Raw genomic sequence first — 19,374 nt, 5'->3', positions numbered from 1 at the left:
CCGCAGGAGGCGCGTATGGCAATGAATCGTTATGGTCAGCCGATTGGCGAACCGATGCCGGATTGGCAGCCGGCTCGCCGCCCGGGCGGCGCAACGCTCGGCGGGCGTTTCTGTTCACTGGCGCCGCTCGAGCCGCAGCGGGATTACGCCGCGCTGTACGATGCTTTCCAGCTGGCGCCGGACGGCCGCGACTGGACCTATCTGTCTATCGAACGGCCCGATACGCCGGCGGCGATGCTGCAGCATCTGGAGACGCTGCAGGCCAACCCGACGCTGGTCAACCTGACGGTGTTCGACGCCGCCAGCGACGCGCCGGTGGGGACGGTGGCGCTGATGCGCATCGACGAGGCCAACGGCGTGCTGGAGATCGGCCACGTCAGCTGGTCGCCGTTGATGAAACAGCGCTCCAGCGCCACCGAAGCCATCGCGCTGCTGCTGCGCTACGCCTTTGATACGCTGGGCTACCGCCGCTGCGAATGGAAGTGCGACAGCCACAACGCGCCGTCGCGCCAGGCCGCGCTGCGCTTTGGTTTCCGTTACGAGGGCAACTTCCGCTTTGCGGTGATCGTCAAGGGGCGCAGCCGGGATACCGACTGGTTCGCCATCACCGCCGACCGGTGGCCGGCGGTGCGGCAGGCGCTGGCGCGCTGGCTGAGCGCGGACAACTTCGATGCGCAGGGGCGGCAGATAGCCCGGCTGCAGGTGTTGCGCGGCGAATAATAAGCAACAAGGCGGCCCCAGGGCCTAATGCTTGTCAGTTAGCGTTTTTCTGAACGTATTTGTGCAGTTTTCGGTCGATAAAGGTGAGGTGCATCATGAGGCTCCAGCACCTCGACCGAGCCAGGGGCCGAAGGCGCGGCCCCTGGCAACCCGCGCCTTTGCCCTATCAGACGGTTGGCTGCGCCAACGACTCTCACTTCATCGCGCCGCATCACGGCCGGCTACGACAGGCGTCCCTGCCTGTCTCGCCTGAAACCGCCATCCATGGCGGTTTCGCCTATGCATCGCGACTGCGTTCGACGCCTTCAAGGGCGCTCAACACCGCGCTCATCTCCAACGCCTCTACCCTAACCTCATAAGGGACAGGTTGCCCGGTAGCTGCCAGCTCGGGTGTTGACCTTAGGCGCGCATCACCGGCTGCCGAGCAAGACGGCATTGTCAGGGGCAACCGGCCAGGGAAGGCCGGTTGAGGCGAGACTAACAGGGATGTTTGTCGCAGCCGACCCGCCCGACAATGCAGACGCGGCGAGGGCATCCGCACAGCGGACAGACGGTGTTAAGCAAGGGCGCGGGTGGAGGGGCCGCGCCTTCGGCCCCTCCAATTGCCGTTCGCTACGGCATCAGAGAAATGCGAGGTTTTTACGGCAATTCCCCTGCACAGAACGCCCAGAGGATGGATAAAAAAATGCCAGTCAGGCTTAACTGACTGGCATTAGGCCCCAGGGCCGCCTTTTTATCTTATCGGGCTAACGCGCTTACTTCAGCTCGTCGACCAGGGTGGTGGCGCGGCCGATGTAGTTGGCCGGGGTCATCGCCTTCAGACGGGTTTTCTCTTCTTCCGGCAGCGCCAGACCGTCGATGAACGCCTGCATGCCGGCGGCGTCCACGCGCTTGCCGCGGGTCAGCTCTTTCAGCTTCTCGTAAGGCTTCTCGATGCCGTAACGGCGCATCACGGTCTGGATCGGTTCGGCCAGCACTTCCCAGTTGTGATCCAGTTCGTCCAGCAGGTGCGCCTGGTTCACTTCCAGCTTGCTGATGCCCTTCAGGGTGGCCTGATAGGCGATCAGCGCATAGCCCAGGCCCACGCCCAGGTTACGCAGCACGGTGGAGTCGGTCAGGTCGCGCTGCCAGCGGGACACCGGCAGTTTGCCCGCCAGGTGGCCCAGCACGGCGTTGGCCAGGCCCAGGTTGCCTTCGGAGTTTTCGAAGTCGATCGGGTTGACCTTGTGCGGCATGGTGGAGGAGCCGATTTCCCCGGCGATGGTCTTCTGCTTGAAGTGGTTCAGGGCGATGTAGCCCCAGATGTCGCGGTCGAAGTCGATCAGAATGGTGTTGAAACGCGCTACGCAGTCGAACAGCTCGGCGATGTAGTCGTGTGGTTCGATCTGGGTGGTGTACGGGTTCCAGGTGATGCCGAGCGAGGTCACGAACGCTTCGCTGAACTGATGCCAGTCCACTTCCGGGTAGGCGACGATGTGGGCGTTGTAGTTGCCGACCGCGCCGTTGATTTTACCCATGATCTCCACACGCTCCAGCTGGCGGTACTGGCGCTCCATGCGGTAAGCCACGTTGGCGAACTCTTTGCCGACGGTCGACGGCGTAGCCGGCTGGCCGTGGGTGCGCGACAGCAGCGGGATATCGCGGTATTCCAGCGCCAGCCCTTTCAGCGCATCGATGATTTTACGCCAGTAAGGCAGCACCACGTCCTGACGAGCGCTTTGCAGCATCAGCGCGTGCGACAGGTTGTTAATGTCTTCGGAGGTGCAGGCGAAGTGGATGAACTCGGACACCGCGTGCAGCGCAGGCACCGCCGCCACTTTTTCCTTCAGGAAATACTCGACCGCTTTCACGTCGTGGTTGGTGGTGCGCTCGATGGTTTTGATGCGCTGAGCGTCTTCTTCGTTGAATTCAGCGACGATTTTGTCGAGGAAAGCGTTTGCGTCGGCGTCAAAAGCGGGAACTTCCTTGATTTCTGCGCAGGCGGCCAGTTTTTGCAGCCAACGTACTTCAACCTGTACGCGGAATTTCAGCAGACCGTATTCGCTGAAAATGGGGCGCAGTGCGCTGACTTTATCACCGTAGCGTCCATCAACGGGGGAAACGGCGGTCAGTGAGGATAATTCCATCGGTAGCAACTCCTGGGATCGATTAACAATGAGCAACGATATTTTGCGCCTGCTTGAACAGACGATTACGGGAAAACATTAACTGCAGGCGGCTGCCGCCGACCTGTTGCCACAGCACGGCGGCGCGAATGCCGGCCAGCAGCGTGGCGCGAACTTTGGCCTGCACCTGCGGGTTCTGCAAGATCGCCGGTGAGCCGGTCACCTGGATGCGCGGCCCGAGCGGGCTGACCACGTCGACATAAATGCCGGCCAGCGCGCTGATGATGGTGTCCGACTCAAGATCGAAGTGCGCCAGCTGGCGCTCGAGTTGGCCGAGGCGTTCGCCGAGCGTGTTCATTGCCTGTTTGTTGGCGTTGAGCTTGCGCTCCAGCACCATCAGGCTGATGGTGTAGCGGGTCAGTTCCGCGCCCGGCCCTTTGTTGTTGGCGTTAAGCACGCCCATCAGGGTTTCGAGGCCGACCATCAAATTGCGCTCCTCGCCGCCGAACACCGCCAGCGTAGAGGGTGGGTCCATCTGCAGCAGGCTTTTCAGCGAGGTGTGAAACGCTTCGCGGTCGCATTGCCCTTCATGGGCCAATTGCTGAACCAAACGCGCCGACTGGCTGATACCCGCCATGGCCAGCGTGATGTCATAATAATTCTTCGCCACGATGACTCCTGTAAACGCGGTGAACGGTACATGGCTTACTGTATAAGGTTGTGCGTATCGCCAGGGTAACGGCGGCGGCCGCGAACGGTAACGATCGGGCGTGGCTGTAACAACGATGACAACGAATGCCGCGGATCATGCCATAAAATTGAGGGTAAACCCAGCGTCTAATACGCCTGTGGCGAGGCGGATGCGCCGTGCGGCGCAGAACTGCGCAAATAGACGGCGAAAATCGCCGGTGGCGCGGCACGAACTTATTGTTGCGGCGGCAAATAAAGTGCGGCGGCTGCATCTATACTGCCAACGTGACCCCTCAAATAAAGACCTTTATATGCACGTAAAAAACAAGCAGCCGCTGCCGGCGGTGACGCTGGCGGCCATCGGCGTGGTGTACGGTGATATCGGCACCAGCCCGCTGTATACCCTGCGCGAATGCCTGACGGCGGAAGAAGGGATCACCCTGACGCCGACGTCGATCTACGGCTTTCTGTCATTGATTTTCTGGCTGTTGACGCTGGTGGTGTCGATCAAATACGTCTGCTTCGTGATGCGTGCCGACAACGACGGTGAAGGGGGAATTCTGACGCTGATGTCGCTGGCGATCCGCAAGCTGGATGCGCGCTGGGTGCCGGCGGCGGTGCTGGTCGGGCTGGTGGGCGGCAGCTTCTTTTATGGCGATGGGGTGATTACCCCGGCCATTTCGGTGCTCTCGGCTATCGAAGGCCTGCAGATTATTGCCCCCGAGCTGGACAGCTTTATCGTGCCGCTGTCGCTGCTGGTGTTGACCGCGCTGTTCGCGATCCAGAAACACGGCACCGGCAGCGTCGGCAAACTGTTCGCCCCGGCGATGGTCATCTGGTTCCTGACGCTGGCGCTGCTCGGCATCGGCGGCATTTTGCATCACCCCGGCGTGCTGCGGGCGCTGAACCCTTACTGGGCGGTGAATTTCTTCCTCGAGTACAAGGCAGTGTCGTTCTTCGCGCTGGGCATGGTGGTGCTGTCGGTCACCGGCGCCGAAGCGCTGTACGCCGACATGGGCCACTTCGGCAAAAAACCGATCCGCCTGGCGTGGTTTACGCTGGTGGCGCCGGCGCTGGTGCTGAACTACTTTGGCCAGGGGGCGCTGCTGTTGGCCAACCCGGCGGCGATCAATAACCCGTTCTTCCTGCTGGCGCCCACCTGGGCGCTGATCCCGCTGCTGGTGATCGCCACGTTGGCGACGGTGATCGCCTCGCAGGCGGTGATCTCCGGCGTCTTCTCCCTGACGCGCCAGGCGGTGCGGCTGGGCTACCTGCCGCCGATGCGCATCATTTATACCTCCGATCAGGAGTCCGGGCAGATCTACATTCCGGTGGTGAACTGGCTATTGTTCGCGGCGGTGTTGATCGTGATTATCAGTTTCAAACACTCCAGCAACCTGGCCTCGGCTTACGGCATCGTGGTGACCGGCACCATGCTGCTGTCGTCGATTTTGCTGAGCATCGTGGCGGTGAAAAACTGGGGCTGGCCGCGCTATCTGGGTGGGCTGATGCTGCTTGCCATGCTGTGCATCGACGTGCCGCTGTTCGGCGCCAACCTGATCAAACTGGCGACCGGCGGCTGGCTGCCGGTGGCGCTGGGGTTGATCATTCTGCTGATCATGCTGACCTGGAAGACCGAGCGCTCGCGCCTGATCCGCCGGCTGCGCGACAACCAGGAAGGGCTGACCGCGCTGATCGAGTCGCTGGAGAAGGCGCCGCCGAAGCGGGTGCCGGGCACCGCGGTGTTTATGGAGCGCACGCCGCATGCGGTGCCGCTGGTGCTGCTGCATAACCTGAAGCACAACAAGGTGTTGCATGAGCGCGTGGTCCTGCTGACTATCGTGACTACCGACATGCCGTATGTGCACAACGTGCAGCGGGTGGCGATCGAACAGCTGTCGACGAGCTTTTGGCGGGTGGTGGCGAGCTACGGCTGGCGCGAAACGCCCAACGTGACGGATATCCTTTATCGCTGCGGCCTGGAAGGGATGAGTTTCACCATGAACGAGACCTCGTTCTTCATGTCGCGCGATACGCTGGTATTGGGCAAGCGCCCCTGGTATCTGCGCGTACGCGGCAAGGTGTTCCAGCTGTTGCAGCGCAACGCGCTGCGGGCGCCGGATCTGTTCGAAATCCCGCCAAACCGGGTGATCGAACTGGGGGCGCAGGTGGAATTCTGAATAAAAAAAACGCTGCGGTAAACGCAGCGTTTTTCTTGGGCGGCAGGCGAACTACGCCAGGCGCTGTTCGATGATGCCGCCGCCGAGGCAGATTTCGCCCTGGTAGAACACCGCCGACTGGCCGGGGGTGACGGCAGAGACCGGCTCGTCGAAACGCACTTCGATGCGTTCGTCGTCGAGCGGGGTCACGGTGCAAGGGATGTCCTGCTGGCGATAGCGGGTCTTCACCGTACAGCGGAACGGGCCGGTCAGCGGCAGGCGATCAACCCAGTGCAGCTGCTGCGCGATAAGGCCGACTGACATCAGGCGCGGGTGATCGTGCCCTTGCGCGACCACCAGCACGTTATTGGCCACGTCTTTATCCACCACGTACCACGGATCTTCGCTGCTGTCTTTCAGGCCGCCGATGCCTAACCCTTTGCGCTGGCCCAGGGTGTGATACATCAGGCCCTGGTGTTCACCGACGGTCTGGCCGTCGACGCTGACGATCGGGCCCGGCTGCGCCGGCAGGTAGCGGCCGAGGAAGTCGCGGAATTTGCGCTCGCCGATAAAGCAGATGCCGGTGGAGTCTTTCTTCTTGGCGGTGACCAGCTCCAGTTGCTCGGCGATGCGGCGCACCTCCGGCTTCTCCAGTTCCCCAACCGGGAACAGGCTTTGCGCCACCTGCTCGTGGCTCAGGGTATAGAGGAAGTAGCTCTGATCTTTGTTGCCGTCGACGCCGCGCAGCAGGCGGCTTTTGCCGTCCACGTCCTGGCGGCGCACGTAATGGCCGGTGGCGATGAAATCGGCCCCCAGGTCTTCGGCGGCGAACTCCAGGAAGGCTTTGAATTTGATTTCTTTATTGCACAGGATGTCCGGGTTCGGCGTGCGGCCGGCCTTGTATTCTTCCAGGAACAGCTCAAACACGTTGTCCCAGTATTCCGCCGCAAAGTTCACCGTGTGCAGTTCGATGCCCAGCTTGTCGCAGACCGCTTGCGCGTCGGCCAGATCGGTCGCGGCGGAGCAGTACTCTTCGTCGTCGTCTTCTTCCCAGTTTTTCATGAACAGCCCAGCGACCTGATAGCCCTGTTGCTGTAACAGATAGGCGGTAACGGAAGAGTCGACGCCGCCGGACATACCGACGATTACTTTTTTCTGGCTGTTGTCTGACATGGGGATCTCACGAACTTGAACACGAACCGTGCTGATAAAAACAAGCGCAGGATTTTACCACGTTGCCCGCGCCGGCGCACTGTTCATCTTGTGCTGCCCGGCGCCTCAATGCGGCCAGGCGAAGCTGCCGACCAGCGACAGCGGGTAGCGCTCCGGCTGCTGGTAGCTGCGAATGCTCTCGGCCACCAGCGCGGAACGCAGGTTGGGCGCCTGCAAAATCTCGTCGGCGCTCAACCACAGGCAGCGATCAATATCGCTGTCGTGCGGCTCGGTCGGCAGCGGCTGTTCCAGCTCGATGACGAAGCAAAAACGCAGGAACGGCGTGCGATCCGGCGCAATCCATTGGTGCAGACGTAAAAACGCCTGCGGGGTGGCGCGGATGCCGGTCTCTTCCCACAGCTCGCGCTCGGCGGCCTGCACCAGCGTCTCGTCGGCCTCCAGGTGGCCGGCCGGCTGATTCCACAGCGCTTTGCCGTTGATGGTCTCTTCGACAATTAAAAATTTGCCGGCGGCGTGCACCACGCAGGCCACGGTGACGTGCGGTTTGAACATGCGGTCTCCTTACAGCGGTTTGTCGATGCGCCGATAGATATCGTCCAGCTCGGCGATGCGGGTGCGGTAGCTTTTGAGCAGACAGGCGGTGTCGCCGCCGCACTGCTGGCGTTTTGCCAGCCAGGCCTGCTGGCTGTCCTGCATCGCGCCGCGCGCGCCCATGGCGAACAGGCCGCGCAGCAATTGGTATTGGGTGGCCATTTGCACATCCAAATCGTTCAGCGTGCGGTTGGCGCAGATGGCTTGCTCATCGCGGCTTGCCGCCTTGGCGCAGTCGAAGCTGGCGGCCTGGGCGGCAAACGGGGCCGCCAGAGCGGCGAGCAGCAGCGCGATCGGCGTGGATTTCATGGCGCCTCCATCAGTTATCGGTCTACAGAGAATCGATGCTTTTCCATTCACCAGGCTGCAGTGAGCCCAGCGAAAGATTACCCATACTGTAGCGAATCAGGCGCAGGGTAGGGAACCCGATATGCGCCGTCATGCGACGCACCTGGCGGTTTCGCCCTTCGAACAGGGTGATTTTCAGCCAACTGGTGGGGATGGATTTACGCTCGCGGATCGGCGGGTTGCGCGGCCACAGCCACTGCGGCTCGGCTACCAGCTCCACCCCGGCGGGCAGCGTGGGGCCGTCTTTCAGCGTAACGCCGCAGCGCAATGGCGCCAGATCGCTTTCCTGCGGCGCGCCCTCGACCTGCACATAATAGATTTTGCCGGTGCGCTTGCCCGGCTGGGTGAGCTGCGCCTGCAGCTGGCCGTCGTTGGTCAGCACCAGCAGCCCTTCGCTGTCGCGATCCAGGCGCCCGGCGGCGTAAACGTCGGGGAAGGGGATGTACTCTTTCAGCGTGGCGCGGCCGGCTTCGTCGGTGAACTGCGGCAACACGTCGAAGGGCTTGTTGAATAACACAATTCGACGTGGCCCCTTCGGCGCGGCGGGTTTGGCGGCATTCGGCTTGCTGAATCGTTTAACGTTGTGATTTCTAACAGAGAATTTTTTCATAACAGTTGAGATTACGGATGATAAGCGCATTATAACCGAATCCGTTTCGGATTGGCGCGGACCGAATATTCAAGTAGTATCTACACGCATCTTACAAAGCATTAACAAAATTGCGCTTGAAGGAGAGGTTGATGGAAAGCAAAGTAGTTGTTCCGGCAGAAGGTAAAAAAATCACGGTTGACGCCCAGGGTAAACTGGTTGTTCCTCATAACCCGATCATCCCGTTCATCGAAGGCGACGGCATCGGCGTTGACGTGACTCCTGCCATGATCCACGTGGTTGATGCGGCCGTTAAAAAGGCTTACCACGGCGAACGTAAAATCTCCTGGATGGAAATCTACACCGGCGAAAAATCTACCCACGTTTACGGTAAAGACGTGTGGCTGCCGGACGAAACTCTGGACCTGATCCGCGACTACCGCGTCGCCATCAAAGGCCCCCTGACCACCCCGGTCGGCGGCGGTATCCGTTCTCTGAACGTGGCCCTGCGCCAGCAGCTGGACCTGTACGTGTGCCTGCGCCCGGTGCGTTACTACCAGGGCACCCCAAGCCCGGTGAAACAGCCTGAGCTGACCGACATGGTGATCTTCCGCGAAAACGCCGAAGACATCTACGCCGGCATCGAGTGGAAAGCCGGCTCCGCCGAAGCGGACAAAGTGATCAAATTCCTGCGCGACGAAATGGGCGTGAAGAAAATCCGCTTCCCGGAGCAGTGCGGTATCGGCGTGAAGCCATGCTCTGAAGAAGGGACCAAGCGTCTGGTGCGCGCGGCGATCGAATACGCCATCACCAACGACCGTGACTCCGTGACCCTGGTTCACAAAGGCAACATCATGAAGTTCACCGAAGGTGCCTTCAAGGATTGGGGCTATGAGCTGGCGCGCGAAGAGTTCGGCGGCGAGCTGATCGACGGCGGCCCATGGCTGAAGATCAAGAACCCGAACACCGGCAAAGAGATCGTGGTTAAAGACGTGATCGCCGACGCCTTCCTGCAGCAAATCCTGCTGCGCCCGGCGGAATACGACGTGATCGCCTGTATGAACCTGAACGGCGACTACATCTCCGACGCCCTGGCGGCCCAGGTAGGCGGCATCGGCATCGCGCCGGGCGCCAACATCGGCTCTGACTGCGCGCTGTTCGAAGCGACTCACGGCACCGCGCCGAAGTACGCCGGCCAGGACAAAGTGAACCCAGGCTCCATCATCCTGTCCGCAGAGATGATGCTGCGCCACATGGGCTGGTTCGAAGCAGCTGACCTGATCGTTAAAGGCATGGAAGGCGCCATCGCCGCCAAGACCGTGACCTATGACTTCGAGCGCCTGATGGACGGCGCTAAGCTGCTGAAATGCTCAGAGTTTGGCGACGCTATCGTTAAACACATGTAAGGGTGTTCAGCGCTTGAATGAGAGCGGGAGCCTAAGGGCTCCCGTTTTTTATTGTTCAAATGAGCAAGCGATTTTAAGCGTTAGCCGATTCACGCACGACCAGCACCGGGCAATTGGCGTGGCGCACCACCGCGGTGGCATTCGAGCCGAGGAGGTAAGTCATTGCAGAAGGGCGGTTGGAACCCATCACAATAATCTCCGCGTTAAGCGCATCAGCGAGTTCCAGGATCTGATCTTTGGGATCGCCGACGGCGACATGCGTGGTCACTCGATCCTCGGGAACGCTGAATTGTTTTGCCGCTTTCGCCAGCCCCTCGCTCGCTAGCGCAATGGTTTCATCTTTGGTTTCTATCGCCGCCGTGGCGGCAAAGCCGAAAGCGGCGTAGGTGGCGCGTGACGGGATCACCGCGAGGAAATGGACGTGGGAGTCTTCGAGCCTGGCGAGCGCGTTGACATGCGGGATGACCTGCTGTGTTAATTCCGGCTCGGTAATATCCACGGGAACCAAAATAGTTTTGTACATACTCCCTCCTTATCGTTTTAAAAAACTCCACTTATCGGATTATAGCCGTTCGACGCTGGGAAAGGGGAGATCCGTATGGCAAACCTGGCAACGTTGTCTGCTGAAATGTCAGGCGTTTATCGACGTTATCGTTAAACGCCAATGGGCGCGCTTACTGTTTGAATAGAAAGGGAGCCATCGGCTCCCTTTGTTTTAGCAGGCTCAGATTATCGGAACCTTAATGCGGGATTTCCGACACCTCTTTGACTTCCGTCTTGTTGATTTGCTGTTTGACGCCATTGGCGTCGGTATACCCGATCAACCCGGCAGAAGTCTCTTTCGGTTTGCCGTCACTGATGATCGTTCGGCCATCGTGGGTATGAATAGCGTAGCTGGTGCGTGTGCAGCCTGACAGTGCGGCGATGGCTACCAGGGCGATCGCGGGAAGAACAAGCGCTTTTTTCATTTGAAGCTCCTTTTAGTTATTCAACTCACTCATGTTTGCAATCTGGTCTCGATTGATCTGTTCCGTTTTGCCCGTTTCAGCATTTCGATAGGAGACCAATCCGGTATCTTTATCGATCTGGGGCTTGCCGTCGGTAACAATGGTTTTACCGTCCGTCGTTTTGATCGCCTGATTGGAAGCGCAGCCCACCAGGGACATCAATGCTGTTGCCGCCAGCAGCGCGGCAAAGGGGCGTTTGCTTTTCATACCTACCATCCTGGTTACTTAAACAAATTTAATATCAGGAAAGTAAGTATAGGCAGATTTTCCAGATTGCCAGGGTTGAAAGTGCTTCTAATGGGATAAAAAATTAAGAATAACTTAATTTATTGATGGAGTGATTGCTCGTTCGGATAACAAGGTTATCGAAAGGTCAGGGTTTTCAGGTATACGCCCCGCCTGGGGCGCTATGGCTTCATGTCATCATCGGCCCACGATTCTCCGCATGCCGATGCTTGATACTCGCAATGTCTCTGGCGGTTTGGCGTTAATTCTGTATAAGTATGCGCCGGGGATCTTGTCGAATACCACGTTGATTTCAGCTGACTATCATCCATAAGGACAGGGATATGAAAATCACGCATTCAGGCTATAAAACCGGCGTCGCCACGCTATTGGCGGGAATGTTCGCACTGGCGTTAACCGGGTGTGCCAAGAGCACCGCCCCCAGCCAAACCGATCCGGTGAATAAAGAGGTTGACGATCTTTTCGCCAACCTTGGCAACCCAAAGGCGCCGGGAAAAGAGAAAGAACACTATATCGCCCAGTTGCAGGCCGCGATTCAAAGCCATTTGAAAGATGCCGAAGCCTACTCAGGCAAGCGTTGCACATTGAGCATCAAGCTGGCGCCGGACGGTATGCTGATCAGCATTCGGGCTGAACAAGGGGAACCGGAACTTTGCCAGGCCGCGATCAAAGCAATCGCCAATGCGCGTCTGCCTAAGCCGCCAACGACCGCGGTTTACGAAGCGGTCAAAAGCAGCACGTTGGAATTTCGCCCGCAGTGAAAATAAACGGCACTGCGATGCCAGACAATTAAACCAAAGTCACAGGCCGTATTTTCATGCGGCCTGTGAGTATTGGGTTGTGCAATATTTCGTATAGCGCTTCCTCATGCTAAAGCCCGTTTTTTCGGCATTATTTCACGGCATGTGGCGCCACTCTCTACCGATACATCATCGCGCTTACGCGCTCGCTTCGGTCTTTAAAACCGTTGCTGCGCATCGTTACCACGTAATAGCGGTAGTGGTGTTTCTGTGCGTATTCGCGCACCAGATCTTCGGCGAACAGGCCGCTGAAGGTGGTGACGAACTTTGCATGGGCCGTGTGGCAACTGCTGAATTACAGTAATAGATAACGAAATCGTTTTATAATATGAAGTGGTGTGGTGTTTTACTAATTGGCTACCATGTATTTTCTCATGGTTTCTGTCATGTGCGGCTGATGGAGTATAACTTAATGAAATGTGATAACATAGGTTAAAATAATGTTTATTTGGATTTCAGTGCCAACTGGTAAATGAATTGATATTAATATTAGCGATTGGATTGTAAAGGGTATTATCGGTTATTTATAATGAAGTGTTGGGTTTTATTCCTGTTCTGACTGATATCTGATGAGTGAAAAGGGAGGTTTCTCTCTCCCTTTACCTTGTTTATCGTGGTTTTATTTATTGTAGTTGTCAATTCCAGATTGGTGCAGTTGATGCATCATAGAATTGAACGGATATGTTGTGATTCTGAATGAATCGGTGAGAGTTTGCTATGCATTCACGATTGGTAGGTGAGTTCTCGTCGCCGAAAATACTCACATAAACATCGGTTACGTTGCTCTCTTGTATCTTTTTAAAAATGTGATTGTCATTTTCAGATATAGAGTGGCCATGAATAAAAAGATGGCCGTTAATATTTTTAAGTGCAGAAAAGCATGCGTTTAAATAAGGGTTGTGTTTTATTTGCTCTAATTTATTTTCTGATGTTGGTTCAGATACAAATAATGGAAAATTACCGTGATTTAAATTATTTGCTACTTGTTCGGCAATGCTCGTACCAGAGGTTTCTCTGAATAAGTGTTTTTTAATATGTGTTCCTGTATCATAAAGATGTAGTCCTCCATGGAGGAAAAATATATTTTGCTCGGGACGACCAATCCAGGTGTCGCCTCTAAATCCATCGTTATGGTGGTATCCCAATGGAGCTATTTCAGTTTTATTAATTATCCAATAAAGTAATAAATCGTAGTTTAACGTGAACACATTCTCGAATTGTGATATAAATGGCTTTGCTCTGTCATATTGTGCCGTAGTTACATGGCTAGAACGCTCTGGATGATTGTGTGCTATAACTTCAATGAGGGAATCTTTCAATCTGTGTTTGTCATTACGTATGTCATCTATGGTTTGGGTATTTGCATTATATGTCTGACATATTAATTCTGCAGCTTCTAGAGCTTGCATGATCTTTTCAAAGTCGTATGTTGAAAAATCTGTAAAAATTCTTCTTAAAATAGCATCCCTGCTTCCAAAATCCGCGAGTTGAAATAGGTTCTTATAGTCAAATATAGTGTTATCCCATGCTCTGGAAAATCCATTCCCCAGCAGTATAGATGGGACATTTCCGTTAGTTTTGTCTAGTTGTTGATCGAATGTTTCAAGTGCCATGCTATGATTCCTTTTTTAGTTTAAATAACATCATTGCTATGCTATTGATTACCATGCTAGCTTTTTGTGGTTGGACACGATGACTATTTTGTTAGTGCTATATTTTTGATGCAATACCTAAATCGGAATAAAGATTTATTCATGTAAAAATAGTGTCTATTTTGTGAGTCGCATCCCAGTATGCACGGAATCTATAATTAACTATGGGTGTTTTTTAAATTAATTGGACATTAAGTGGTGTTTCTACTGGGTGTTTTTTTAGATACTGAAATAGGGGGCTATAGTACTGATTTATCATGGTGCTCGCATGCTTCATGCTAATTCTCTCGTGTTGCTGCGCATCGTTACCACATAGTAGCGATAGTGGTGTTTCTGTGCGTATTCGCGCACCAGATCTTCGGCGAACAGGCCGCTGAAGGTGACGGTGGTGACGAACGTCAGCCCTTTCACTTCGTAGGTGCCGATCTCTTGCGGGGTGCCGATATACGGCGGCGGGAACACGGTCTTGTGGAACTGGCAGCCGGCCAGCAGCAGGGTAAACAGCAGGGCGGCGGAGATTTGCGGTATGCTCATCGGGAAATGCTTTCCTTCCTTGGCGTGTGTTTTGGTAACTCTATAATAGGATTACAAAATTCGACCGGGATGTAAAAACTATCCCGCCGCGGTTGCCGTTTCGTTGATGCGGTATCTCCGTTATCCATCAGCACGAGGATTAAAACATGTTTGTTCGCCAGGCCACCGACAGCGATGCCGCAGCCCTGATCGCCCTCGACAGCGTCGCCGAAGACGAGCCGCAGCGCGCGGCGCAGATCCGCACCTGGTGCGGGCAGGGTATCTGTTATCTTGCCGAGGAACAGGGCATGGCGATGGGCTACGGCGTGCTGCACTATCACTTCTTCGGCTGCGGCTTTGTCGAGATGCTGATGGTCGGCGAGCGCTATCGCCGCCGGGGCGTCGGGCAGGCGCTGATTGCGGCGCTTAAGTTGCACTGCCGGCACCCGAAGCTGTTCACCTCCACCAATCATTCCAACCTGCCGATGCAGCGGCTGCTGTTGAACGCCGGGTTTGTCGCCAGCGGCCAAATTGACAATCTCGATGACGGCGATCCGGAGCAGGTCTTTTTCATCCCGCTGCGCTAATACAGCCGGACATCCACCGCCTGCTGTTGCAGCCAGGTGCTGACGTAGCCATAAGCGGCATAGAAGGCCAGCAGCGCGAAGATCAGCACGGAAAGCGAGGCCAAAAATTTGACGTCGCCCTGCTTCGAAAGCTGGTAAGCGCAAGAGATAAAGGCCAGCAGGCACAGCAGAGTGAAGGCGATAGCCAGCGTGGCGTAAAAAATAAGCATAACGAAACCCGTTCTTCCTTGTAAGCGCGGCAAGGATACCACAGACAAAAAAGGGGCCCAATTGGGCCCCTGTGTGATTCGCTGCGAGAGGGTTACTCCGCCGCGTCGGGATGATTTTTGCCTTCCTCGATGAATTCTTCGTCGATCTCTTCGATATTCTCCTCGCTGTCGCGGCCGGACAGGATGTTCCAGCAGGCGATGAACAGCGCGGCGATCAAGGGGCCGATGACAAAGCCGTTGATGCCGTAAATCTCCATGCCACCCAGGGTGGAGATCAGGATCAGGTAGTCCGGCATTTTGGTGTCTTTGCCTACCAGCAGCGGGCGCAGAATGTTGTCCACCAGGCCGATCACCACCACGAAGAACACCACCAGGAAAATGGCTTTCCACAGCATGCCGGTGGCGAAGAAGTAGATCACCGCCGGCACCCAGATGATGGCGGAGCCCACGGCTGGAATGATCGACAGGAACGCCATCAGCGCGCCCCACAGCAGGCTGCCGTCGATGCCGGTAAAGTAAAAGGCCAGCCCGCCGAGCGCACCTTGCACCACGGCGACCACCACCGTGCCCTTGACGGTGGCGCGGGAGACGGCGGCGAACTTCACGAACAGGTGGTGCTTCACGTGCTGGGAGAGCGGCAGCGCTTCGAGCGCCAGGTTTACCAGGTACGGGCCGTCTTTCAGCAGGAAGAACAGCAGGTAGAGCATCACGCCGAAGCCGACGACGAAGTTGAAGGTGCCTTTGCCGATCAGGAACACGCTGCCCGCCAGGTATTGCCCGCCCTTGAGCGCCACCTCGGAAAGTTGTTTTTGGATCTCGGCGGCGCTGTTGAGGTTATGTTCCGCCAGGAAGCGCTGCGCCCAGCCGGGCAGATGACGCATGAAGTCCGCCAGCATGGTCGGCAATTGGCTGTTGTTGGTCTGCAGCTTGGTGTAAATCATGTTGAATTCCATCGCCAGCGATGAGGCTATGATCGCTAACGGCGTGAACACGATCAGGCAGATCAGCGCCACCGTCAGCAGCGACACCACGCCGTTGCGTTCGCCGACGTACTGTTTCAACTTCTTTTTCACCGGATGGAAAATCACCGCCAGAATAACCGCCCACAGCACCGAGGAGTAATAAGGCCCCAGCACGTCGAGAAAGGCGGCGGTAACGATGAATAGGATCAGAATAAAGAATCCCTTGGAAATGCCTTTAGACATCATAGTCGTCCCTCAAAAGATGAATTTTCAGCATAGATGAACTGAATGAAAACAACACTATCATTACCTTTGCTTATCCGGTAGGGGATTTTTAACGGCGTATTCCATAGGGTTACTAAGGGGAAAGGAGGGCGCCGCGCGAGGCTCAGGTGGCAGCACAAGGAAAGAAAGAACGCTAAATAGTTAACAAAATTTATTGATTGTGTTTCATTTTGTGTGTTGCGCTTGCCGCCTGCGCCAGGCTTTCCTAGTGTTGATGAGGGCGGCCGTTCGCCCGATACCACGCAGGAGTATGCAAATGACAGAACACAAACGACTTGCCGTTATCGAAAAGGCATTACTGATCGCTTTCGCCGGTCTGCTGATTTATCTTGTTGCGACCGGCGCCTTGTCATTGTCGGGCCTGGATCATCACTGGCCTTATCCTTCACGATAAGCACGCGCCCGCACCAGGGAATATTCAGCACCGCTAATAATAAATAGAACCCCCTTTCTCATTAATGCGCCATTACGCCGCATTGCGCGGCCCGCGGCGAAAAATCAGCGCCAATCCCGCCCCTGACACCGCCGCCGCCAGCACCAGCCAAGCCGGCGCCGCCCAACCGGCCGCGGCCACGATGGCGCTCAGCGCGACCGGGCCGATCACCTGGCCGAGGTAGTTCCCCTGCATCACCAACCCCAGACTCAGCGGCAGCAGCGTGGGCTCTGGCGTCGCCGCCGGCGTGGCGGCCAGAAGCGTCGCGGGCAGCATGCCGGCGATGGCGCAGAACAGGAAGCACAAGGGGATCAGCAGGCCGTTGGGCGTCACCGGCAGGAAAATGCCGATGCCGAAGATGCCGATGACCAGGCTGGTGGCCGCGAGCAGCGTTCTGGCGCGCAGGCCGCGCGACAGCAGTACGCCGGCGGCGAGATTGCCGATGATGTTCGCCGCCACCGCCGCCGCGCTGATGCCGCCGGCGGCCGCCAGCGTCAGACCGATGCGCTGCATCAGAAAGATCGGTAAAAAGGTCATCACCGAGAAAAACTGCAGGTTATAAGCGGTGAACATCAGCGCCAGCAACAGCGGCTGGCGCGCCCGCAGCATCGCGCCCAGCGCTTGCCGCAGCGGCAACGGCGGAGCGTGCGCGTCGGCGGCGCGGCGCGGCGTGGTCAGCGGCAGCAGCAGCGCGGCCAGCAGCGTCAGCGCCGCACCGGCCTGCCAGTTCTGTTGCCAGCCCGCCAGGTGAGGGCCGAAAAACAGCGAAATGGCGATGCCCGCCGGCATGAAGGTGCTCCAGATGCCGAACACCAGGCTGCGCTGCGCCGGGGCGACGATGCGGTTCAGCACCGCCGGCGAGGCGACCACCACGATCACGAAGCCGAGGCCTTCGACAAAGCGGCTGACGATCAATCCGCTGAAGTCGTGGAGCGTGGCGCCGGTAAAGCTGGCGGCGCTGATGATCAGCAATCCGAGCGCCAGCAGGCGCCGGTCGCCCCAGCGGCGCACCAGCAGCCCGGCGGCGATGCCGCCGAACACCCCGACGAAGGGAAAGGCCGAAATAACCCAGCTTAGCGCCTCGAGCGAACGGCCGAACTCGGTCTGTAGCGCCGGCAGCGCGATGGTGGCCTTACCCACGTGCAGCGCCGCGGCGATGCCGGCGAACAGTACGTTGATGACGGCTAGCCAGGGCGTGGCGGTAGGGGAAACGCGGTCGATGGCGTCCGGTTTAATCGTGGTCATAACACTCTCCAGTGGCGGTAACGCCATCACTATGTGCCCTTGCAACGGCTGAGGTCGTTCAAATGCTGCGCTATCACGCGGGGAAATTATTCATTTCGAGCTTTATTGATTGCGCGCCTTCGTTGTTTGGTTCGCCAGCGTGCCGCCCGGCGTGGACGCGGGTCCCCCTGCGGCGGTTTACTGTTCCGGCACGCAGCAGGCGTGTTGAATTCATTTTATAAGGAGCAGTGTATGTCAGAGATGATGAACGAGAGTGGGGCGCCGGCCATTGAATGGAGCTATGGCGGCCGGGGTGACGATATCAGCAGCAGCCTGAGTCTCGACACGGTCGAGGAGCAGCCGCAGGGTTTCTTGATGACGGTTGACCGGCCGGTGCAGATCTTTAAAGACGCGCTGTCGCCGATGATGGCCTTTGTCACGCTGCTGCGCCCGCTATACGCCAGGACGAGCGAGGGATTCCAGTATGTGCCGGTTTCCAATCCCTGGACCGACGTGCAGCGCCTGCCGGCCAGCGCAGGCTATCTGGGTGTGCAGGTCAACGCCGGGCTGTTCTTCCACGGTGCCAAACCGACGCACTATAAAGATCGCGATGGCCAGATGAAACCGATCGACGGCGGCACTATCCTGCAGAACATCACCGTGCTGCATCAGGTGGCGCAACCGCTCGGCCCAGGTGAAGGCGCCGTCTGAGCCGGCAGCGTTATCATGGGGGCCGAACGCGGCCCCTTTTCACGCCTTGAAACCGTGTGCAGCTTGGGTAAAACTGGCTGCCTATTCAAGGAGAAGAGTATGTACAGCGACAACGAGAAAAAATTCTACATCATCCTCAACCGCAACCACGAACCGGCCACCCTGTTTAACGCCTCCTGCCATCTGACGGCGGGCATCACCGATCTTATCGAGCAGCGCGAGTTTCACCACTATCCGAGCAGCCTGGACGGCGTCAGCGCCAACATGAGCCACTACCCGATCGTGATCCTGCAGGCCAAGAACAGCAGCCAGCTTAGCAACCTGATTCTGAAGTGTAAGGAAGAGGGCGTGTTGGCCAACTTCTTCACTACCACCATGCTGTCGCACTCCGCCGAACAACAGATCGCCGACACCGCCAACACCCCTTACGAGCAGCTGGATTTCGTGGCGGTGGCGCTCTACGGCGACACCGAACAGCTTAAACCGCTCACCAAGAAGTTCTCCGTCTACCGCTGAAAACGCGGAATCTCAGACGCTGGCGCCGTCATAGGCGTGGATCTGTAACGCATCCAGCGCGACGTCAGGCACGCAGCGCAGGTTAACGGCGCACATCGCGGCGCCGTCCGGCGCGGTGCCGTAGGCGAAGGGCTGGGCTCCGCAGACTCGGCAGAACTGATGGCGGATCTTGTGGTGATTGAAAGTGTAAGTGCTGAGCTGGTCCTGGCCGCTGTTGAGCGTGAAAGCGTTGATGGGGAAGAACGACAGCAGCAGCCCTTTGCGGCGGCAGATTGAACAGTTGCAGCTGAGGGCTGCGGTGGGCAGTTCGGCGTCCACGGAGAAGGTGACGGCGCCGCAGTGGCAGCTTCCCTGAAATGACATGGCGATGATCCTGTAGCAGGAGGGTTTGCCTCGTCCAGTATAGTGCAATTTATCGTCATTCGGCCGCACCCGGCTTGGTTTCCTT

The 19,374-nt window shown here is 57.4% G+C and carries 23 protein-coding genes; 8 read left to right on the top strand and 15 right to left on the bottom strand.

Features of this window, described 5'->3' with window-relative positions; all coding sequences use genetic code 11:
• Positions 1–15: 15 nt before the first annotated feature.
• On the top strand, positions 16–720 hold the full coding sequence (locus ACUTQY_RS06865; RefSeq protein ID WP_046686906.1) for a GNAT family N-acetyltransferase: 705 nt from the start codon (positions 16–18) through the stop codon (positions 718–720).
• A 755-nt stretch (positions 721–1,475) separates the two neighbouring features.
• Here the strand turns inward: ACUTQY_RS06865 and purB are convergent.
• Positions 1,476–2,846 carry an adenylosuccinate lyase gene (purB, locus tag ACUTQY_RS06860; RefSeq protein ID WP_033652066.1) on the bottom strand — a complete coding sequence of 457 codons (1,371 nt, stop codon included), beginning with the start codon at positions 2,844–2,846 and terminating at the stop codon, positions 1,476–1,478.
• Between the two features lie 22 nt (positions 2,847–2,868).
• The gene (gene hflD, locus ACUTQY_RS06855; RefSeq protein WP_033642780.1) at positions 2,869–3,495 is read right to left on the bottom strand and encodes a high frequency lysogenization protein HflD; all 627 of its coding nucleotides are present in this window, start codon (positions 3,493–3,495) and stop codon (positions 2,869–2,871) included.
• A 331-nt stretch (positions 3,496–3,826) separates the two neighbouring features.
• On the opposite strand from hflD, the gene kup reads away from it, so the two are divergent.
• Positions 3,827–5,695 (top strand): low affinity potassium transporter Kup, encoded by a 1,869-nt coding sequence (gene kup / locus ACUTQY_RS06850; RefSeq protein WP_033642781.1) that lies wholly within the window; start codon positions 3,827–3,829, stop codon positions 5,693–5,695.
• A gap of 51 nt (positions 5,696–5,746) precedes the next feature.
• Here the strand turns inward: kup and mnmA are convergent, their stop codons facing one another.
• From mnmA to rluE, 4 genes are all read right to left on the bottom strand, one after another.
• Positions 5,747–6,847, bottom strand: a complete 1,101-nt coding sequence (gene mnmA / locus ACUTQY_RS06845) for a tRNA 2-thiouridine(34) synthase MnmA (RefSeq protein WP_016928066.1) — start codon at positions 6,845–6,847, stop codon at positions 5,747–5,749.
• A gap of 105 nt (positions 6,848–6,952) precedes the next feature.
• Positions 6,953–7,399 (bottom strand): NUDIX hydrolase, encoded by a 447-nt coding sequence (locus tag ACUTQY_RS06840; protein ID WP_004941205.1) that lies wholly within the window; start codon positions 7,397–7,399, stop codon positions 6,953–6,955.
• Positions 7,400–7,408: 9 nt separating this feature from the next.
• A complete protein-coding gene (locus ACUTQY_RS06835; protein ID WP_046686907.1) occupies positions 7,409–7,747 on the bottom strand; it encodes a lysozyme inhibitor LprI family protein in 339 nt (112 codons plus the stop codon).
• Between the two features lie 22 nt (positions 7,748–7,769).
• The gene (gene rluE, locus ACUTQY_RS06830; RefSeq protein WP_046686908.1) at positions 7,770–8,396 is read right to left on the bottom strand and encodes a 23S rRNA pseudouridine(2457) synthase RluE; all 627 of its coding nucleotides are present in this window, start codon (positions 8,394–8,396) and stop codon (positions 7,770–7,772) included.
• A 131-nt stretch (positions 8,397–8,527) separates the two neighbouring features.
• Between rluE and icd the strand changes: the two genes are divergently transcribed.
• Complete coding sequence (gene icd, locus ACUTQY_RS06825; RefSeq protein WP_046686909.1) at positions 8,528–9,781, top strand: NADP-dependent isocitrate dehydrogenase; 1,254 nt, start codon at positions 8,528–8,530, stop codon at positions 9,779–9,781.
• Between the two features lie 73 nt (positions 9,782–9,854).
• On the opposite strand, the gene uspF is transcribed toward icd, so the two are convergent.
• From uspF to ACUTQY_RS06810, 3 genes are all read right to left on the bottom strand, one after another.
• The gene (gene uspF / locus ACUTQY_RS06820) at positions 9,855–10,304 is read right to left on the bottom strand and encodes a universal stress protein UspF (RefSeq protein ID WP_046686910.1); all 450 of its coding nucleotides are present in this window, start codon (positions 10,302–10,304) and stop codon (positions 9,855–9,857) included.
• Between the two features lie 217 nt (positions 10,305–10,521).
• Positions 10,522–10,749: a YgdI/YgdR family lipoprotein gene (locus tag ACUTQY_RS06815; protein ID WP_019454813.1), complete on the bottom strand. Its 228-nt coding sequence runs from the start codon at positions 10,747–10,749 to the stop codon at positions 10,522–10,524.
• Positions 10,750–10,761: 12 nt separating this feature from the next.
• The gene (locus ACUTQY_RS06810; RefSeq protein ID WP_033642785.1) at positions 10,762–10,995 is read right to left on the bottom strand and encodes a YgdI/YgdR family lipoprotein; all 234 of its coding nucleotides are present in this window, start codon (positions 10,993–10,995) and stop codon (positions 10,762–10,764) included.
• Positions 10,996–11,357: 362 nt separating this feature from the next.
• Here ACUTQY_RS06810 and tolA point away from each other — a divergent pair, with 362 nt between their 5' ends.
• Entirely contained in the window at positions 11,358–11,795 is a 438-nt protein-coding gene (gene tolA, locus ACUTQY_RS06805) for a cell envelope integrity protein TolA (protein ID WP_046686911.1), read from the top strand.
• Between the two features lie 674 nt (positions 11,796–12,469).
• Here tolA and ACUTQY_RS06800 read toward each other — a convergent pair.
• Entirely contained in the window at positions 12,470–13,447 is a 978-nt protein-coding gene (locus ACUTQY_RS06800) for a DUF4917 family protein (RefSeq protein ID WP_072055818.1), read from the bottom strand.
• Positions 13,448–13,759: 312 nt separating this feature from the next.
• Positions 13,760–14,020, bottom strand: coding sequence for a hypothetical protein (locus ACUTQY_RS06795; protein WP_046686913.1), 261 nt, complete (start codon positions 14,018–14,020; stop codon positions 13,760–13,762).
• 146 nt (positions 14,021–14,166) lie between these two features.
• Between ACUTQY_RS06795 and ACUTQY_RS06790 the strand changes: the two genes are divergently transcribed.
• The gene (locus tag ACUTQY_RS06790; RefSeq protein ID WP_046686914.1) at positions 14,167–14,586 is read left to right on the top strand and encodes a GNAT family N-acetyltransferase; all 420 of its coding nucleotides are present in this window, start codon (positions 14,167–14,169) and stop codon (positions 14,584–14,586) included.
• Here the strand turns inward: ACUTQY_RS06790 and ACUTQY_RS06785 are convergent.
• On the bottom strand, positions 14,583–14,795 hold the full coding sequence (locus ACUTQY_RS06785; protein ID WP_046686915.1) for a hypothetical protein: 213 nt from the start codon (positions 14,793–14,795) through the stop codon (positions 14,583–14,585). The genes ACUTQY_RS06790 and ACUTQY_RS06785 overlap by 4 nt on opposite strands.
• A 92-nt stretch (positions 14,796–14,887) precedes the next feature.
• Positions 14,888–16,003, bottom strand: coding sequence for an AI-2E family transporter (locus ACUTQY_RS06780; RefSeq protein ID WP_046686916.1), 1,116 nt, complete (start codon positions 16,001–16,003; stop codon positions 14,888–14,890).
• Between the two features lie 295 nt (positions 16,004–16,298).
• Between ACUTQY_RS06780 and ACUTQY_RS06775 the strand changes: the two genes are divergently transcribed.
• Positions 16,299–16,436: a hypothetical protein gene (locus ACUTQY_RS06775; RefSeq protein ID WP_016928056.1), complete on the top strand. Its 138-nt coding sequence runs from the start codon at positions 16,299–16,301 to the stop codon at positions 16,434–16,436.
• 72 nt (positions 16,437–16,508) lie between these two features.
• Here ACUTQY_RS06775 and ACUTQY_RS06770 read toward each other — a convergent pair whose 3' ends face one another.
• A complete protein-coding gene (locus tag ACUTQY_RS06770) occupies positions 16,509–17,720 on the bottom strand; it encodes an MFS transporter (protein WP_342188350.1) in 1,212 nt (403 codons plus the stop codon).
• 231 nt (positions 17,721–17,951) lie between these two features.
• On the opposite strand from ACUTQY_RS06770, the gene ACUTQY_RS06765 reads away from it, so the two are divergent.
• Together ACUTQY_RS06765 and ACUTQY_RS06760 are read left to right on the top strand one after the other, a co-directional pair.
• Positions 17,952–18,410, top strand: a complete 459-nt coding sequence (locus ACUTQY_RS06765; protein WP_046686918.1) for a hypothetical protein — start codon at positions 17,952–17,954, stop codon at positions 18,408–18,410.
• A gap of 99 nt (positions 18,411–18,509) precedes the next feature.
• Positions 18,510–18,926, top strand: a complete 417-nt coding sequence (locus tag ACUTQY_RS06760; protein WP_033642793.1) for a DUF2000 domain-containing protein — start codon at positions 18,510–18,512, stop codon at positions 18,924–18,926.
• Positions 18,927–18,938: 12 nt separating this feature from the next.
• On the opposite strand, the gene ACUTQY_RS06755 is transcribed toward ACUTQY_RS06760, so the two are convergent.
• Positions 18,939–19,289 (bottom strand): GFA family protein, encoded by a 351-nt coding sequence (locus ACUTQY_RS06755; RefSeq protein WP_046686919.1) that lies wholly within the window; start codon positions 19,287–19,289, stop codon positions 18,939–18,941.
• Between the last annotated feature and the right edge of the window lie 85 nt (positions 19,290–19,374).

The organism is Serratia sp. TSA_130.1 (genome assembly GCF_052691795.1).
The sequence above is the reverse complement of the archived record's forward strand: the minus strand, read 5'-3'. Positions and strand labels throughout refer to the sequence as shown.

Bases quoted from the DNA above. Each gene is read 5' to 3' on its own strand.
- rluE (WP_046686908.1), bottom strand. From the start codon at position 8,396: ATGAAAAAATTCTCTGTTAGAAATCACAACGTTAAACGATTCAGCAAG.
- ACUTQY_RS06800 (WP_072055818.1), bottom strand. From the start codon at position 13,447: ATGGCACTTGAAACATTCGATCAACAACTAGACAAAACTAACGGAAAT.
- kup (WP_033642781.1), top strand. From the start codon at position 3,827: ATGCACGTAAAAAACAAGCAGCCGCTGCCGGCGGTGACGCTGGCGGCC.
- purB (WP_033652066.1), bottom strand. From the start codon at position 2,846: ATGGAATTATCCTCACTGACCGCCGTTTCCCCCGTTGATGGACGCTAC.
- tolA (WP_046686911.1), top strand. From the start codon at position 11,358: ATGAAAATCACGCATTCAGGCTATAAAACCGGCGTCGCCACGCTATTG.
- ACUTQY_RS06775 (WP_016928056.1), top strand. From the start codon at position 16,299: ATGACAGAACACAAACGACTTGCCGTTATCGAAAAGGCATTACTGATC.
- ACUTQY_RS06795 (WP_046686913.1), bottom strand. From the start codon at position 14,020: ATGAGCATACCGCAAATCTCCGCCGCCCTGCTGTTTACCCTGCTGCTG.
- ACUTQY_RS06790 (WP_046686914.1), top strand. From the start codon at position 14,167: ATGTTTGTTCGCCAGGCCACCGACAGCGATGCCGCAGCCCTGATCGCC.
- mnmA (WP_016928066.1), bottom strand. From the start codon at position 6,847: ATGTCAGACAACAGCCAGAAAAAAGTAATCGTCGGTATGTCCGGCGGC.
- ACUTQY_RS06780 (WP_046686916.1), bottom strand. From the start codon at position 16,003: ATGATGTCTAAAGGCATTTCCAAGGGATTCTTTATTCTGATCCTATTC.
- ACUTQY_RS06785 (WP_046686915.1), bottom strand. From the start codon at position 14,795: ATGCTTATTTTTTACGCCACGCTGGCTATCGCCTTCACTCTGCTGTGC.
- ACUTQY_RS06755 (WP_046686919.1), bottom strand. From the start codon at position 19,289: ATGTCATTTCAGGGAAGCTGCCACTGCGGCGCCGTCACCTTCTCCGTG.
- ACUTQY_RS06765 (WP_046686918.1), top strand. From the start codon at position 17,952: ATGTCAGAGATGATGAACGAGAGTGGGGCGCCGGCCATTGAATGGAGC.
- ACUTQY_RS06835 (WP_046686907.1), bottom strand. From the start codon at position 7,747: ATGAAATCCACGCCGATCGCGCTGCTGCTCGCCGCTCTGGCGGCCCCG.
- ACUTQY_RS06760 (WP_033642793.1), top strand. From the start codon at position 18,510: ATGTACAGCGACAACGAGAAAAAATTCTACATCATCCTCAACCGCAAC.
- ACUTQY_RS06840 (WP_004941205.1), bottom strand. From the start codon at position 7,399: ATGTTCAAACCGCACGTCACCGTGGCCTGCGTGGTGCACGCCGCCGGC.
- uspF (WP_046686910.1), bottom strand. From the start codon at position 10,304: ATGTACAAAACTATTTTGGTTCCCGTGGATATTACCGAGCCGGAATTA.
- ACUTQY_RS06865 (WP_046686906.1), top strand. From the start codon at position 16: ATGGCAATGAATCGTTATGGTCAGCCGATTGGCGAACCGATGCCGGAT.
- ACUTQY_RS06810 (WP_033642785.1), bottom strand. From the start codon at position 10,995: ATGAAAAGCAAACGCCCCTTTGCCGCGCTGCTGGCGGCAACAGCATTG.
- ACUTQY_RS06815 (WP_019454813.1), bottom strand. From the start codon at position 10,749: ATGAAAAAAGCGCTTGTTCTTCCCGCGATCGCCCTGGTAGCCATCGCC.
- ACUTQY_RS06770 (WP_342188350.1), bottom strand. From the start codon at position 17,720: ATGACCACGATTAAACCGGACGCCATCGACCGCGTTTCCCCTACCGCC.
- icd (WP_046686909.1), top strand. From the start codon at position 8,528: ATGGAAAGCAAAGTAGTTGTTCCGGCAGAAGGTAAAAAAATCACGGTT.